The organism is Streptomyces sp. NPDC002499, assembly GCF_053595415.1.
Map to the genome: position 1 here is coordinate 318,332 of NZ_JBSFXO010000014.1, position 15,302 is coordinate 333,633.

14 protein-coding genes are annotated in these 15,302 nt (G+C 71.9%); 8 read left to right on the plus strand and 6 right to left on the minus strand.

The window, feature by feature from the left end:
- The first annotated feature begins 68 nt into the window (after positions 1-68).
- Entirely contained in the window at positions 69-1,268 is a 1,200-nt protein-coding gene (locus tag ACWD5F_RS36640) for a cytochrome P450 (RefSeq protein WP_451260624.1), read from the plus strand.
- A gap of 13 nt (positions 1,269-1,281) precedes the next feature.
- A complete protein-coding gene (locus ACWD5F_RS36645; RefSeq protein ID WP_401710641.1) occupies positions 1,282-1,476 on the plus strand; it encodes a ferredoxin in 195 nt (64 codons plus the stop codon).
- Positions 1,477-1,502: 26 nt separating this feature from the next.
- Here ACWD5F_RS36645 and ACWD5F_RS36650 read toward each other — a convergent pair whose 3' ends face one another.
- Positions 1,503-2,054: a TetR/AcrR family transcriptional regulator gene (locus ACWD5F_RS36650; RefSeq protein ID WP_451260625.1), complete on the minus strand. Its 552-nt coding sequence runs from the start codon at positions 2,052-2,054 to the stop codon at positions 1,503-1,505.
- A 139-nt stretch (positions 2,055-2,193) separates the two neighbouring features.
- Between ACWD5F_RS36650 and ACWD5F_RS36655 the strand changes: the two genes are divergently transcribed.
- The 3 genes from ACWD5F_RS36655 (at position 2,194) to ACWD5F_RS36665 (ending at position 4,249) form a co-directional block, all read left to right on the plus strand.
- Positions 2,194-2,652 (plus strand): nuclear transport factor 2 family protein, encoded by a 459-nt coding sequence (locus ACWD5F_RS36655; protein ID WP_451260626.1) that lies wholly within the window; start codon positions 2,194-2,196, stop codon positions 2,650-2,652.
- A 9-nt stretch (positions 2,653-2,661) separates the two neighbouring features.
- Positions 2,662-3,201 (plus strand): flavoprotein, encoded by a 540-nt coding sequence (locus ACWD5F_RS36660; protein ID WP_451260627.1) that lies wholly within the window; start codon positions 2,662-2,664, stop codon positions 3,199-3,201.
- Between the two features lie 79 nt (positions 3,202-3,280).
- Positions 3,281-4,249 (plus strand): aldo/keto reductase, encoded by a 969-nt coding sequence (locus tag ACWD5F_RS36665; RefSeq protein WP_451260628.1) that lies wholly within the window; start codon positions 3,281-3,283, stop codon positions 4,247-4,249.
- 19 nt (positions 4,250-4,268) lie between these two features.
- On the opposite strand, the gene ACWD5F_RS36670 is transcribed toward ACWD5F_RS36665, so the two are convergent.
- Complete coding sequence (locus ACWD5F_RS36670) at positions 4,269-5,087, minus strand: phytanoyl-CoA dioxygenase family protein (RefSeq protein WP_451260629.1); 819 nt, start codon at positions 5,085-5,087, stop codon at positions 4,269-4,271.
- Positions 5,088-5,150: 63 nt separating this feature from the next.
- Between ACWD5F_RS36670 and ACWD5F_RS36675 the strand changes: the two genes are divergently transcribed.
- Positions 5,151-6,071, plus strand: a complete 921-nt coding sequence (locus ACWD5F_RS36675; protein ID WP_451260630.1) for a helix-turn-helix domain-containing protein — start codon at positions 5,151-5,153, stop codon at positions 6,069-6,071.
- Between the two features lie 425 nt (positions 6,072-6,496).
- Positions 6,497-8,359 carry an RICIN domain-containing protein gene (locus ACWD5F_RS36680; RefSeq protein ID WP_451260631.1) on the plus strand — a complete coding sequence of 621 codons (1,863 nt, stop codon included), beginning with the start codon at positions 6,497-6,499 and terminating at the stop codon, positions 8,357-8,359.
- A gap of 12 nt (positions 8,360-8,371) precedes the next feature.
- Here ACWD5F_RS36680 and ACWD5F_RS36685 read toward each other — a convergent pair whose 3' ends face one another.
- The 3 genes from ACWD5F_RS36685 to ACWD5F_RS36695 form a co-directional block, all read right to left on the minus strand.
- Positions 8,372-9,628 carry an arsenic transporter gene (locus ACWD5F_RS36685; protein ID WP_451260684.1) on the minus strand — a complete coding sequence of 419 codons (1,257 nt, stop codon included), beginning with the start codon at positions 9,626-9,628 and terminating at the stop codon, positions 8,372-8,374.
- 83 nt (positions 9,629-9,711) lie between these two features.
- Entirely contained in the window at positions 9,712-10,398 is a 687-nt protein-coding gene (locus tag ACWD5F_RS36690) for a DUF4232 domain-containing protein (RefSeq protein WP_451260632.1), read from the minus strand.
- A 174-nt stretch (positions 10,399-10,572) separates the two neighbouring features.
- On the minus strand, positions 10,573-11,949 hold the full coding sequence (locus ACWD5F_RS36695; protein WP_451260633.1) for a serine/threonine-protein kinase: 1,377 nt from the start codon (positions 11,947-11,949) through the stop codon (positions 10,573-10,575).
- Here ACWD5F_RS36695 and ACWD5F_RS36700 point away from each other — a divergent pair.
- Positions 11,948-12,538, plus strand: a complete 591-nt coding sequence (locus ACWD5F_RS36700) for an RNA polymerase sigma factor (RefSeq protein WP_451260634.1) — start codon at positions 11,948-11,950, stop codon at positions 12,536-12,538. The two genes, ACWD5F_RS36695 and ACWD5F_RS36700, sit on opposite strands and share 2 nt — an antisense overlap.
- A 54-nt stretch (positions 12,539-12,592) precedes the next feature.
- Here ACWD5F_RS36700 and ACWD5F_RS36705 read toward each other — a convergent pair whose 3' ends face one another.
- A complete protein-coding gene (locus ACWD5F_RS36705) occupies positions 12,593-14,971 on the minus strand; it encodes a SpoIIE family protein phosphatase (protein WP_451260635.1) in 2,379 nt (792 codons plus the stop codon).
- Positions 14,972-15,302 lie beyond the last annotated feature (331 nt).

Consider the following 15,302-nt stretch of genomic DNA (forward strand, 5'->3'; position numbering starts at 1 on the left):
GTTCCATAGATGCCCGGGGCATCTAATGAAGATCTGCACGACGCACCCTTCGTCTGCGAGGTCTCCCCATGACGGAAACGGAACCTGTCGCCTTCCCCCAGGACCGGACCTGCCCCTACCACCCGCCGACGGCCTACGACCCGCTGCGCGCCGAGCGCCCGCTGACCCGGATCACCCTCTACGACGGCCGAAAGGCCTGGCTGGTCACGGGACACACGCTCGCCCGGAGCCTGCTCGCCGACCAGCGCCTGTCCAGCGACCGCTCCCATCCCGACTTCCCGGCGCCCAACATCCGCTTCACCGCGGGCCGGGACCGGAAGGCCGCGCTGCTCGGGCACGACGACCCCGAACACCGCACACAGCGCCGGATGATGGTCCCCAGTTTCACCCTCCGGCGGGCGGCCGCACTGCGCCCGGAGATCCAGCGGATCGTCGACGAACGGCTCGACGCGATGATCGCGCAGGGGCCGCCCGCCGAGCTGGTGAGCGCCTTCGCACTGCCCGTGCCGTCGATGGTGATCTGCGCGCTGCTCGGCGTCCCCTACGCCGACCACGAGTTCTTCGAAGGGCAGTCGCGCCGGCTGCTGCGCGGCCCGGGGGTCTCCGACGTGCAGGACGCCCGCGATCAACTGGACGCGTACTTCGAGCAGTTGATCGACGTGAAGCTCAGGCAGTCGGAGCCCGGCGACGGCGTACTGGACGAACTCGTCCACCAGAAGCTGCGCGAGGGCGAGTTGGACCGCGCCGAGGTCGTCTCGTTCGCGACGATCCTGCTGATCGCGGGGCACGAGACGACCGCCAACATGATCTCGCTCGGCACCTTCGCCCTGCTCCAACACCCCGAGCGCCTGGCCGAGTTGCGTACGCGGCCCGAGCTGCTGCCCGACGCGGTCGAGGAGCTCATGCGGATGCTGTCGATCGCGGACGGCCTGCTGCGCCGGGCCACCGAGGACATCGACACGGGCGGCACGACCATCAGGGCCGGCGACCCGGTGCTCTTCTCGACCGCGGTCATCAATCGCGACGCCGACGTCTACGAGGACCCCGACACCTTCGACTGGCACCGGCCGGCCCGCCACCATGTCGCGTTCGGCTTCGGCATCCACCAGTGCCTGGGCCAGAACCTGGCCCGTGCCGAACTCGAGATCGCCCTGCGCACCCTCTTCGAGCGGCTGCCCGCCCTGCGTCTGGCCGTCCCGGCGGACGAGATCCCCTTCAAACCCGGCGACACCATCCAGGGGATGCTGGAACTCCCCGTGACCTGGTAAGAGGCTGACGGCCATGCACATCGACATCGACAAGGACGTCTGTATCGGCGCGGGCCAGTGCGCCCTGGCCGCCCCGAAGGTCTTCACCCAGGACGACGACGGATTCAGTGCGCTGCTGCCGGGCCGGGAGGACGGCGGCGGCGACCCGATGGTGCGGGAGGCCGCCCGCGCCTGCCCGGTGAGCGCCATCGCCGTGTCGGACGGCTGAGGCTCGGCGGGTCGCGGCAGGAGCTGTCAGCGGGCCCGCAGCAGGAGTCGCGCCGCTTCGCGCGCCTCCCGCGCGGGCTCCGTGCTCCCCGTGATGCCGGCGCTGACCATCGCCCCCTCGGCCAGCAGGAACAGCTGCCCGGCCAGGGCGTCGGACAGCCCGGCAGCCGCCACGAGACCGGCCAGATAATCCCGGAACTCCCGCTTGTGCGTCCGCACTTGAGCCGCCACCCGGGCGGAGGTCGCGCCCAGCTCGCCGTAGGAGTTGATCCACGCGCACCCTCGGAACCCGTCCTCGCCGAACCACCCCTCCAGCCAGTCGAAGACGGCCAGGATCCGCTCCTCGGGATCCTCGCGCTCGGCCACGAACGCGGCGAGCCGCCCGCGCCAGCGCACGTCCCGCCGCTCCAGATACGCCTCCACCAGCTGCTCCTTCGCCGGGAACAGTCCGTAGAGCCGCTTGAGCGAGAGGCCCGAGGCGCCGCGCACGTCGTCCATGCCGACGGACTGGATGCCCCGCCCGTAGAACAGCTCCTCGGCGGCGTCCAGCGCCTGTTCCCGGGCGACTGCGCTGTCCATGACGGCCATCTCCGTACGACCCTTCCTTGACGTGAGAACGTGCGTTCTCCTACCGTAGCAGCCAGCTGGAGAACGCGCGTTCTCCCGGGCTGTCCGCACCAGTTGGCCCGTATCAGTCCGCATGTCGAGGAGGAACCCCATGGCCGATCGCCCGCCCCTGCCCCCGTTCACCCGCGAGACCGCCGCGCAGAAGGTCCAGGCCGCCGAGGACGCCTGGAACACCCGCGACCCGCACAAGGTCTCGCTCGCCTACTCCGAGGACTCGGTCTGGCGCAACCGCGACACCTTCGTCACCGGCCGCGCCGAGATCGTCGAACTGCTCACGGCCAAGTGGGCACGCGAGCGCGAGTACGCCCTGCGCAAGGACCTGTGGGCCTTCGGCGGCGACCGCATCGCGGTCCGCTTCCAGTACGAGTGCCAGGACGCCGACGGCCAGTGGTGGCGCAGCTACGGCAACGAACTGTGGGAGTTCGACGAGCACGGCCTGATGACCCGGCGCGAGGCCAGCATCAACGACGTGCCCATCGAGGAGAAGCAGCGCCGCATCCACGGCCCGCGCCCCGAGGCCGAACGCGGGGAGACCTTCCCGCTTGAGTAGGGTTCCCGGATGACGGATCCGGACCCGAGACCCTTCCTCTACGTCGTCGTCTGCGCCGCCGGGATCGCCGCCGACGTCGGCACACTGATCACGGCCGCGCGGGAGCGGGGCTGGGAGGTGGGCGTCATCGCGACGCCGGTCGCGGCGGCCGGCTTCTTCGACCGGGCCGCCGTGGAGGCGCGGACCGGCAGGACCGTCCGCTCCGCCTGGCGGATGCCCGGCGATCCACGCCCCTTCCCGCCGCCGGACGCGGTCGTGGTGGCGCCGGCGACCTTCAACACGATCAACAAGTGGGCGGCCGGCCTGGCCGACACCCTCGCCGTCGCCACCCTCTGCGAGGCGTACGGCCTCGGCGTGCCGGTCGCCGTACTCCCGTGCGTGGCCGACGCGTTGACCGTCCACCCCGCCTACGAGGACAGCCTGACGCGGCTGCGCGGGATGGGCGTCCGGTTCGGCGCGCCCTACTCCGGAGAGGTGGGGGAGGACGGCGTACGGCCTGAGTTCGGGTGGGAACGGGCACTGGACCTGGTGGAGCGTCCGGGGCCCTGACGTCCGCCGGACCGTGATCCCGGCGGGGACGACGTACGCTCCGAATCAGTACATCGTCTCGAAGGCGGGAGCGGCGAAGATGCAGTACGTGAAGCTCGGTTCGACGGGTCTGGACGTGTCGCGGATCTGTCTGGGCTGCATGACCTACGGCCTGCCCGACCGGGGCGTGCACGAGTGGACCCTCGACGAGGAGGCCTCGCGTCCGCTGATCCGGCAGGCGCTGGAGGCCGGTATCAACTTCCTGGACACGGCGAACGTCTACTCCGACGGCACCAGCGAGGAGATCGTCGGAAAAGCGGTGCGCGACTTCGCCGACCGCGACGAGATCGTGCTCGCGACGAAGGTGCACGGCCGGATGCGGCCCGGACCCAACGGCGGCGGACTGTCCCGCAAGGCGATCCTCACCGAGATCGACCACAGCCTGAGCCGGCTCGGCACCGACTACGTCGACCTCTACCAGATCCACCGCTTCGACCCGCACACCCCGGTCGAGGAGACGATGGAAGCGCTGCACGACGTGGTGAAGGCGGGCAAGGCCCGCTACATCGGGGCGAGTTCGATGTACGCCTGGCAGTTCTCGAAGATGCAGTACACCGCCGAGCGGCACGGCTGGACCAAGTTCGTGTCGATGCAGAACCACTACAACCTCCTCTATCGCGAGGAGGAGCGCGAGATGCTGCCGCTCTGCGCCGACCAGGGCGTCGGCGCCCTGCCCTGGAGCCCGCTCGCCCGCGGCCGGCTCACCCGCGACTGGGGCACCGTCACCGAACGCAGCGCCAACGACAACTTCGGCAGCCGCCTCTACGCCGACGGCGACCGCACCGTCGTCGAGGCCGTCACCCGCATCGCCGGCGACCGCGGTGTGCCGCGCGCCCAGATCGCCCTGGCCTGGCTGCTGCGGCAGAACACCGTGGCGGCCCCGATCGTCGGCGCAGGCAAGCCGCAGCACATCGAGGACGCGGTGGCGGCCGTCGAACTGGAGCTCAGCGACAAGGAGTTGGAGGAGCTGGAGCAGCCCTACGCTCCGCACCCCGTCATCGGTCACTGACCTCGTCCGCCACCGGCGCTCAATGAGGCCCGTGCGGTGCGAACTCCGTGCCGCACGGCCCCGCGCCCTCGCTCTCCGCCAGCACCACCCGGTCGCCGCTCATCGACACCGTCCGGTAGTACGCGCCGATCCGCTCGGCCGACCGCCCCACGTAGTGCCCGATGAACGAGCGGCGGAACCGGTCGGCCGTGCTGTTGGGCTGCGAGCCGTGCACCAGGCTGCCGTTGAAGAACAGGACGTCTCCCGGCGCCAGATCGACCGGCACGGCCGCGAGCCCCGGCGGCGGCGGAACGTACTCGCGCGCGAACGACACCCCTTCGTCCGCCTCCTCCGGGCAGAACAGGTCCATCCGGTGCGTGCCGGGGACGACTTCGAGCCCTCCGTTGTCCCGGTCGATCACATCGCAGGCCACCCACGCGGCCACGCAGGTGCCCGGTTCGACCCGGAGATAGAAGTTGTCCTGGTGCAGCGCCTGCCCCCGGGCGCCGGGCGGCTTGAAATAGAACATGCTCTGCGCGGCCAGCACCTCCTCGCCGAGCAGCGTCTCCAGTACGGCCCCCAGCCGCGCGTCGAGCAGCACGCTCCGCGCCAGCCCGTTGATCTCGTGCGGCTGCATCACGCGCGGGTGGGTGTGCAGCGGGTCGGATCCGGGGCGCGGCCGGAAGTGCCCCGGCACCGGTCCGGCCGCGTGCAGCGCCGCGAACTCCGCGCACAGCCGGTCGATCTCATCGGACCCGAAGAGCCCTCGGACGACCGTGAACCCGTCCTCGCGAAACCCCTCAAGACCCTCCTGCGTGAGGATGGGAGTGTCGGTGGTGTCCTTGCCTGTGACTGTCATGCGTCCACTCCTGGGTGTGGTCTTCTTTTCCTGTCACGCTAGGCCGCCGCAGATGCGAAGGGGATGCCCGTGAACGCTGACCGATTGCCCGGTACTGCTGCCCCCGGCGACCCGGCTCCGCCGCCCGGTCTGGTCGTGGTCGGTCGCTACGACCAGCTCCAGGGCTACGGCGTGAACCGGCCCCGCGGCGCCGACAGCTGGCTGTTCACCTGGACGACGGGCGGCGGCGGCCGGCTGCGGCAGGGTCGTGCCGAGGCGCGGGCTGGGGTGGGGGACCTGGTGGTGCTCGCGCCGGGTGTCCCGCACCAGTACGCCGTCGAACCGGGCGCCTCGCACTGGGAGTTCTGGTGGGTGCACTGCGTGGCCCGGCCGTCCTGGGCGCCCTGGCTGCGCCCGTACGACACCGGCGACGGTCTGTACGTCGTCACCCCCACCCCGCCGGAACTGCGCGGCCGGGTCGAGGCCGCGTTCCGCCGGATGCACGCCGACGCCCGCTGGACGGGCGACGAGCCGCCGCCCGTCGGCGTGTCGGGGGACGAAAGGGTCACCGCGGCCCATGCGCCCGCCGCCCGGGAACTCGCCCTGACCTCCCTGGAGGAGATCGTCCTGCTGACCGCGGCCATCGCCCGGCCGACGGAGCCCGCGTCGGATGTCGACCCCCGGGTGCGCCGGGCGCAGGCGTTGATCGACGCCGATCCGGGTGCCCCGCACACCGTCCACTCGCTCGCCGAGAGTGTCTCCCTCTCGCCCTCCCGGTTTGCCCATCTGTTCGCCCGTCAGGCCGGCCGGTCCCCGATGCGGGCGCTGCGCGAGGCGCGACTGCGGCATGCCGCCCGGCTGTTGGAAAGTACGGACCTGTCGGTGGAACGGGTGGCGGCCGCCTCGGGGTTCGTCAGCGCCTTCCACTTCAATCGGGTGTTCCGCGCACGCTTTGGACTGCCGCCGGGTGCCTACCGGGCGGGCGGTTCAATGGTTGGCGAGTGACGTGAGTCATCCGGCGGGAGTCGAGGTGTGTGTGGTGGAACCCCTGGTCAATGGTTCATGGAGTGTTCGATACACGATTAAGTGAATACCATTGCCAATTAGTGCTCGGATTCATCGGTCAACTCTCAGGGTTCCTGCTTGACGATTCGTCAAATCCCACCTCCGAGAACGCAAAGCACGAATCGGCGGCATCTCTTGTTAGGGTTCGCTGACCTGTGCAAAGGTGTGCTCTGTCGGCGCACGGACCATAAACATTCCGGTGTGCGCACGAGGTCTCTCCCGTTCGCTCCCGGGCTTCATAAGGGCTGTTCCCGGGGGTGTTGGGGGTGCCGAATCCCGTACAAGTGGATCTCGTCGCTTTGTCGACGAATCCCCATACCGCCCGGTATGGACCTGAAGTCGTACGCCTCGAGAGGAATGCAGCCGTGAATGACGCCGGTCTGTCGAATTCCCCCACATCGGTCAGCCAGTTCGAGGTCACGGACGAGCAACTGAGTGCCGAACTGAAGAAGTGGACCGGGGCGACACCCGCGCTGCAGCCCGTCGGTGAACTCCTCGACCGGCACTGGGAGGCGGCCTTCGCGTACGCCAGGCTGTGCACCTACGACGCCCGTGCCGCGGGAATGCTCACCACCGCGGCCTTCACCCGGCTGTTCGGCGAGACTCTGCGCCAGACCGGTCCTTCCGCGGCGTGGCGGCCCCAACTGCTGGTGACCGTGCGGCGGATCGCCGCGGAATGGGACACCGAGCGCGGCCGCGAACTCCTCCACCCCGACCTGCGCTCCCGGTCCGGAGAGGGAGACCGGGTGGCGGCTCGGCTGCTGCCGCCCGCGAACAGGCGGCTGCTGTCGGGCGCGTTCCAGCGGCTGCCCCAGTCGGCCCGCTGCCTGCTGTGGCACGCGGACGTCGAATCGGAACCGGCGGCGATACCCGCCGCCCTGCTGGGTCTCGAGGAGGAGGACGCCCGCGTCGAACTGCGCCGGGCCCGCGAGCGGCTGCGCGAGGAGTGCCTCCAGGTCCACCGCGAACTGGCGCCCGAGCAGGAGTGCCGGCGCTACCAGCGGATGCTCGACGTGACCTACCGGCGCGGCGGCATCGACGTCGACCCCGACCTTGCCGCCCACCTCGCCGGGTGCAGGCACTGCAGCCACACCGCCGACCAGCTGGCCCAGTTCAACCAGGGCCTCGGTCTCGCACTCGCCGAGGCGGTGCTCGGCTGGGGTGCCCGCGCCTATGTGGAGTCGCGGTTCGTCCACGACGACGGCACGGCCGCCGAGGCGGAGGGCGAGCGCCCGGCGATGGCCGGCGAGCCCTTCGTCACCGTCCCGACCGCGACCGGCGCCGGGGCGCGCACCGGCACCCGCAGGGCCTCGCGCCGCTCCGCCCACAAGGCCGCCCGCCGGGCCGCCGCCCGCAGACGCAACCTGACCGCCGCCGTCCTGACGGTGAGCGGACTGATCGTCCTCCCGCTGGTCGTGTGGTCCGCACTCGACTCGAACGACGGACACACCACCTCCGAGGCGGGCCAGTCCGCCGACTCGCCCGGCACCGGCAAGAGCACCGAGGGCAACCCGTCCTGGGTCGGCACGGGCTCGAACGCCGGGGGCGCGATGCAGGGACGGCTGCACAACGTCGACTCCGGGCTCTGCGTCACCGTCGTCGGCAAGAAGGCGGTCAAGGGCGCCGAGGCGGAACTCGCGCCCTGCTCCACGGCGGCGGTCCAGCAGTGGTCGTACGAGACCGATGGACGGTTGCGCAGCGGCGACGACCCGGGTCTGTGCCTGGACTCCCACCTCGGCTACGAGGTGCAGCTCGCGCCCTGCACGGGCGTCGACGCGAAGGACGCCAAGGACATCCGCTACGACTTCACCCTTCAGGGCACCCTGGTGCCGCGCTGGGACCAGGACCTGGCGCTGACGGCCGCGGCCACCGACGGATCCGGCGCCCTGGTCCTCAAGACCCGCGACGACAGCACCACCCAGCGCTGGGTGTTCGACACCTCGAGGGCCGACCTCCAGATGGAGGTCGTCAACTGGGACGCCGCGAGCGACCCCACACCGACGCCCACGGCCGCGCCCACCCCGAAGACGGCCAAGAAGCCGACTCCCACGGCGACGCCGTCCGCGACCCCGACGACCGCCCAGCCGACGCCGACCCCGTCGCAGACGACCACGGACCCCATCGACCAGTACTGCTACTACAACCCGTACGCCTGCTACGGCGGCGGAGGCAGTGGCGGTGGCTACGGCGGTGGTGGCTACGGCGGCGGTGGCGGCGGCCACCACTGACCGGGTCGGCGCTCAGCCCCCGACCACCTGGAGCGACAGCCACAGCGCCGCCACGGCCGACAGGAGCGACGCGGGCACGGCGAACAGTCCGAGCCGGGTGAACTCCCCGAGGGCCACGTCCTCGTCGTGGCGGTGCACGATGCGCCGCCACAGCAGGGTCGCCAGCGATCCCGCGTAGGTCAGGTTCGGGCCGATGTTCACCCCGAGCAGCACCGCGAGGACCGCCCCCGGTCCGGCCGCGGCGGTCAGCGGCAGCAGGACCAGGACCGCGGGCAGGTTGTTGATCAGGTTCGCCAGTACGGCGGCCAGCACGGCGATGCCGAGCAGCGCGAGCAGGCCCGAGCCCGAGGGCAGCACATGGTCGAGGGCGTCGGCCAGGCCGTTGTCGACCACCGCGCGCACCACGACACCGAGGGCGAGCACGAAGGCCAGGAACGTCGGGGACGAGGCCCGCAGCACCGCCAGCGGGGTCTCCCGCCGCCGTACCAGCGCACGGACGGCCAGCACCAGCGCCCCCGCGAACGCGGCCCAGGCGGGCTCGATGCCGACCGCGGAGGTCACGACGAACCCGGCGAGCGTGCAGCCCACGGTGATCAGCGCGAACAGCGGCAGCTCCGGCTCCTCGCCGGGCTCGGAGGGCAGCTCGGACAGGGCCAGCTCTTCGGCGAAGAAGCGCCGGAAGATCAGGTACTCGGCGCCGATCGCGGCCACCCACGGCAGCGCCATCAGCGCCGCGAACCGGGTGAAGCTCAGTCCGCTGGTCTCGAACGCCAGCAGGTTGGTCAGGTTGGACACCGGCAGCAGCAGGGAGGCCGTGTTCGACAGATGGGCGCACGCGTAGAGATGCGGCTTGGCGCGGACGCCTGCCCGGGCCGCGGTGGCGAACACCACCGGCGTCAGCAGCACCACCGTGGCGTCCAGGCTCAGCACGGCCGTGATCACCGAGGCCAGCAGGAACACCGCGGCCAGCAGCCGCCCGGGCGAGCCCGCGGACCGACGGGCCATCCACGCCCCGCACGCCTGGAACAGCCCCTCGACATCGCACAGATGAGCCAGCACAAGCACCGCCGCGAGAAAGCCCACCACCGGCCCGAGCCGTTGGATCTCGTCCAGGGCGTGCGCCGGCGAGATCGCGCCGGCGACGATCACCAGCCCCGCCGCGGGCACCGCCACCACGGCCTCGGGCAGCCCTTTGGGCCGCAGCACCGCGAACGCGAGCACGGCGATGAGCAGGGCGACGGACAGCGATTCGGCAAGCGGGGTGTTCAGAGCGGGGTCCTAGCGGTGGGGCGGAGCGGGAACGTCCATGAAAACAGCCGGAAGTAAGAGGTCCGCGCGCCACCCCCCGTGGTTCACGCGCCGGAACCCGGGCTGAACACCGTCAGGGAGACCGAGGACGAGTTCCCGGACACCGGTACCTGGCCGCCGGTCCACTTCACCTTGAGCGGGTCCTTCTCGTCCGGCGGGGTCACCACCAGCGTTGTCGGAGTCGCCGCCTTGGCGCCGCTGACCTCGGGGTTCGAGAACGTCAGCCCCGCCCACGCGCTCTGGCCCGGGTCCAAGGTGACGGTCTCCGGCGTGCCCGAGGAGCGCTTGGGGTCCGGCCCCAGCTGCTTGCCAGCGGAGTCGGCGAACGCGGCGCCCGGATAGCCGCGGACCGTGCAGGTGTGGGAGGCGGTGTTGGTCAGCACGATCGGGAAGTTCTCCTGACCGGCCCCGGGGTTGTTGTTCCCGACGGTCGCGCGCAGTTGGGAGGTGTGGCAGCGGGTGCTGACACTGCCGGACGCGGACACGCCTTCCGAGGGGGTGGTGCCGGTACCGGAGGAGGAGCCGGTGTCCGAGGAGGAACCGGACTGCGTGGCGTTCGGCGACTGAGCGGGGGAGCCGGAGCCGTCGGTGGCCGGCCCCGCCGTGCCCGACAGGGTGCTCGGCGAACTCGCGGTGCCGCCCTCGTCGCCGCACGCGGTCAGCAGGCCCAGCACGGCGACCGCGCTCGCGAGCAGGGCGGCCCGGCGGCGGGCGGGAGAGTTCTTCGCCATCTTCCTCAACACTCCTGGTGTCTCCTCGCACACGCCAGGCGTGTGCGTACGACGCTGTGTGCCCCGTCATATATGTCCGATGCGCGAGCGGACGAAAAAGTTCGGACGAGTTCCGGCGAGTTCCGCGCGCGTCCCCGTCACGTGATCCGTCCGCGTCCCGCCGCGTGATCGGTGTCAGTCCCCGATACGTACGGACGCCAGGACGTGCTCGACCGACGGGGTCGCGCTCTTTTGCCGGATCTGTACGTAGACCTGCGGTCGGGCCGCGCCGGAGGCCGGAGCGAGCGCCGCTTCCGCGAGGGAGCCCTGACCGCCCGGGCAGTCGCTCCAGGTGCGGACCGTGCCGTGCCAGCGCGCGCCCTCGTAGCTCCGGGAGCCCTCGTAGGAGCAACCCGAGTGGGTGAGCGCGGCCACCGCCTTCGGGAGGTCGCCCCGCTCGCTCAGGCCGACGAACACCCCGTTCACCCCGGACTTCAGGTCCGGCCACGCCGTGAGGTCGTCGGCGACCGCGAAGCCCGGCTCGTGCCCGGTGGGCAGCCCGAGCACCTTCGGATCCCACCCGGAGTCGCGCAACTGGCGGTCCCAGGAGCGCGGGACCTCCGCCGTGACCCGGCCGGTCGTGTCCGCGACCTGGACGTCCTGGCCGTTCGAGGTCCCGTCGCCCCGGTCGACCAGCGCCAGGGCGGTGCCCGTGGCCGCGAGCACGGCGACGGCCACGACGAGCGTCAGGACCGTCCTGCGGCGCGGGCGGGGCCGGCGGACCGGCGAGGCGAGCCGCTCCAGCTCCTCCGCGAACGCCAGGGCCTGGGGCCACCGCCGCTCCCGGTCCGGCTCCAGGGCGCGCAGCAGGGCGCGCTGGACGTCCGGATCCAGGTCCGGGCGCAGCCGGTCGGGACGGACGACGTGCCCGGGTTCGCCCGGCACCGTGCCGGTGATCAGGTGGTAGCCGACCGCGCCCAGGCTGTACACGTCGGCCCGGGTGTCGATGCCCATGCCGGGCTGGGCCTGCTCGGGCGGCCGGTAGCCGACCGACCCGGCGGCCAGCGTGAGCCCGGACGCCTGCGCCAGACTCTTGGCGAGGCCGAGGTCGGCCAGCAGCACCCGCGGGGTGCCGCCGGGGGAGGAGCGCAGCAGCACGTTGCTCGGTTTGATGTCCCGGTGCACGATCCCCGCCTCGTGCAGCGCCGCCGCGCCCCGGGCGGCCAGCGCCGTCAGCCGCAGCGCCTCGGACACCGGCAGCGGGCCGCCGGTGAGCAGGTCGGCGAGGGTGCCGCCGTCGGCGTACTCCATGACGAAGTACGGCCTGCCGTCCGGCAGTTCGCCGATGTCGTAGACCTGGACCACTCGGTTGGAACCGGCCCGGCGCAGCATCCGGGCCTCCTCCAGGAACCGCTCGCGGACGTCGAGCCGGTGGCTCCAGTTGTCGGCGAGGACCTTGACCGCGACCGGCGCTTCGAGCTCATCGTCCCAGGCGAGCCAGACCGTGCCGAAGGCGCCCGTGCCCAGGCGCCGCTCAAGGCGGTAGCGGCCGATCCGCTCGACGAAATGCATGCGACTATCATGCCTGGTCGTGGACCGACCCCGAGCACAGCACCTGGTACCGCCGACCGAGGACCTCGCCCGCGCAGCGGCGGCGGGCGACCCGGCGGCGCTGGACTCCCTGCTCACCCAGATGTGGCCCGAAGTGGTCCGGCGCTGCGGGCGGTTCCTGCCCTGCCGCGAGGACGCCGAGGAGGCGGCGCAGGACGTCCTGTTGCAGGTCTCGCGGAAGATCGGCACCTTCGAGGGGCGCAGCCGCTTCAGCACCTGGCTCTACACCGTGGTGGCCAACTGCTGCCGGCAGAAGTACCGCGAGCTCAAGCGCCGGGCCGCCGAGTCGCCCACCCCGATCGAGTACGACCTGCACGCCGACCCGCGCACGACGAGCGTCATCGTCGGTTCCCGGATCGACCTGCTGGAGGCGCTGGACCGGCTGGAGCGCGAACACCCGCGCCTGGTCGAGCCGTTGGTGTACCGCGACCTGTGCCAACTCGACTACGCGGAGGCCGCCGAACGGGCCGGCATCCCGCTCGGCACCTTCAAGTCCCGGCTGCACGAGGCGCGCAGGCAGATCAGGCCCTGGCTGGGCACCGCGCAGTAAAAGTTCCGCCAAGAGTGCTGAGGGCTTCAAGCGGGGGCAGGTCTCCGGGAGGGCTCATTCCTCCGGCAGGAGCGTGATCTCCGCCCAGATCGTCTTGCCGTCCGTCGTGTGCCGGCTGCCCCAGCGCTCGGTGAGCTGGGCGACCAGGAGCAGCCCGCGGCCCCCCTCGTCCCAGGTCTTGGCGCGGCGCAGGTGCGGAGCGGTGTGGCTGGTGTCCGACACCTCGCAGATCAGCGTCGCGGCGTCGTGGATCAGCCGGAGCCGGATGGGGTGGGCGCCGTACCGGATGGCGTTGGTGACGAGCTCGCTCACCACCAGCTCGGCGGTGAACGCGGCCTCCTGGAGCTCCCAGACGTCGAGCTGCTCGACGACCTGCTTGCGGATGGGCGAGACGAGCGACGGGTCGGCGGGGATGTGCCAGGTCGAGACCTGGGAGGCGGGCAGTCCCCGGGTGCGGGCCAGCAGCAGGGCCACGTCGTCGGCGACACCGCCCGCCGGCAGCAGTGTGTTCAGGACCCGGTCGCAGGTCTCGTCGAGCGAGTCGGAGTACGTCGCCAGCGCGTCGTGCAGCATCCGGTGGCCGGAGTCGGCCTCCCGTTCGCGGGACTTGATCAGTCCGTCCGTGTAGAACGCGAGGACGCTGCCCTCGCGCACGTCCAGCTCGGCGGACTCGAACGGCAGCCCGCCCAGACCGAGCGGCGGCCCGGCCGGAAGGTCGATCTGCCGGGCCGTACCGCCGGGCGTGACCAGGACCGGCGGTGGATGCCCGGCCCGCGCCAGGGTGCAGCTGCGGGACACCGGGTCGTACACCGCGTACAGACAGGTCGCGCCGACCTCGCCGGGGCTGCCGTCGCCGCCGGCCTCGGCGGACAGCCGTACCACCAGGTCGTCGAGGTGGGTGAGCAGTTCGTCGGGGGCCAGGTCGATGTCGGCGAGGGTGCGGACGGCGGTGCGCAGCCGGCCCATGGTGGCCGAGGCCTGGATGCCGTGTCCGACGACGTCCCCGACGACCATCGCGACCCGCATCCCGGACAGCGGGATCACGTCGAACCAGTCGCCGCCCACCCCCGCCCGGGCGGCCGGCAGATAGCGCGAGGCCGCCTCCACGGCGGCCGTGCGCGGGAGCCTGCGGGGCAGCAGACTGCGCTGCAGGGCGAGAGCGGTGTCGCGTTCGCGGGAGTAGCGGCGGGCGTTGTCGATGCAGACGGCGGCCCGGGCGGTGATCTCCTCGGCCAGCAGGACGTCGTCGGAGGTGAAGGGGTCCGGTCTGCGGTAGCGGCGGAAGACCGCGACCCCCAAGGTGGTGCCGCGGGCCTGGATCGGCACGGACATGGACGAGTGGATGCCGTACTCCCTGACCCGCTCGCCGCGCGGTTCGTTGTGCGCGAGCCATTCGTCCAGGTCGCCCCCCGACACCGAGGCGACCACGGACCGGCCCGCGACGAGGGAGTCGGCCTGGGGCGAGCCGGTGGGGTAGATCTCCAGCTGGCCGGGCTTGATCACGGCCTCGGGGCTGCCCGGGTTCACCGACCCGTGCGCGGCCCGGCGCAGGCCGATCGGGGCGATGAGCCGCAGCGGTGGCTCGCCGTGCTCCTGCGGGTCCAGCAGATCGACGCTGACGAAGTCGGCGAGCGCGGGTACGCAGACGTCCGCCAGCTCCTGCGCCGTACGCGTGACGTCGAGGGTGCTGCCGATCCGGACGCTCGCCTCGTTGACCAGCTGGAGCCGCTCGCGGGCCAGATAGTGCTCGGTGAAGTCGTGGCCGGTCAGACAGACGCCCTGGACGCGGCCGGCGGCGTCGATGAGCGGGGCGAGCCGGGTGAGCTGGGCGGTGGCCTCGCTGAGGCCGCTCGGGCGGACGTAGGTGGGGATGTCCCGGGGCAGGCCCGAGGCGAGCACGTCGGTCAGGTGCTGTTCGAGCTCCGCGTTCTCCGAGCGGACGCCGATGTCCGAGACCCGCAGGCCGATCACCTGGCCCGCGGGCAGGTCGATGACCTCGGTCATGCGGTCGTTGAGCCAGCGCAGGCGCAGCATCCGGTCGCAGACCAGCATCGGGCACGGGGACTGGGCCAGCGCGGCCGCGGTCAGGATCTCGTGCGGCGGCTCGAGGTCGGTGATGTCGGGCGGGACCACGGCGTGCCAGGTGTCCGGGGCGCCCGGGGTCGAGGCGCGCAGCGCGAGCAACCGGACGGACACCATGTGCCCGTCCCGGTGACGCAGGGCGAGCGGGCCGCTCCAGCGGCGGTCGGCCGGCGCGCCGGGCGGGGCCTCGGCGGGATCGGCCAGGAGGGCGGCGGCGGGGCGGCCCAGCACGTCGGTCTCCGTGTACCCGAGCAGCCGTCGGGCGCCGGTGCTCCACCGGACGACAGCGCCGAGGTCGTCGATGACGGCCCGCGCGGTCGAGGCATCGTCGAACGGATCCACCGGGCTCATCGTCGCCACTCCATCGCGCCTACGCACAGTGATCAGGTGCGTAACTCGTGTTCCAGCCTAGTGCGTCCCGCTCCCGCGTGAACGACAAACACCGACCATGCGGCAGGGGTGGACGACAGCGCGGGTGACCAGGCGGGAGCCGGGATGCGCGGTGATCTTGCGGCGGCCGGGCGGCGGCGGGGACCGGGCGGCCCCGCCGCCCGGTGTGGCCGCTGAGACAGAAGGCGCTTTCCGCACCCTTGACGTGGCGGTGTGGCAGGTCGTCAGAATCTGTTTGTTCGCGATCAGTTGCACGATCAGTTGTGAGTACTTCTGGGCCCTGATGAGGGAG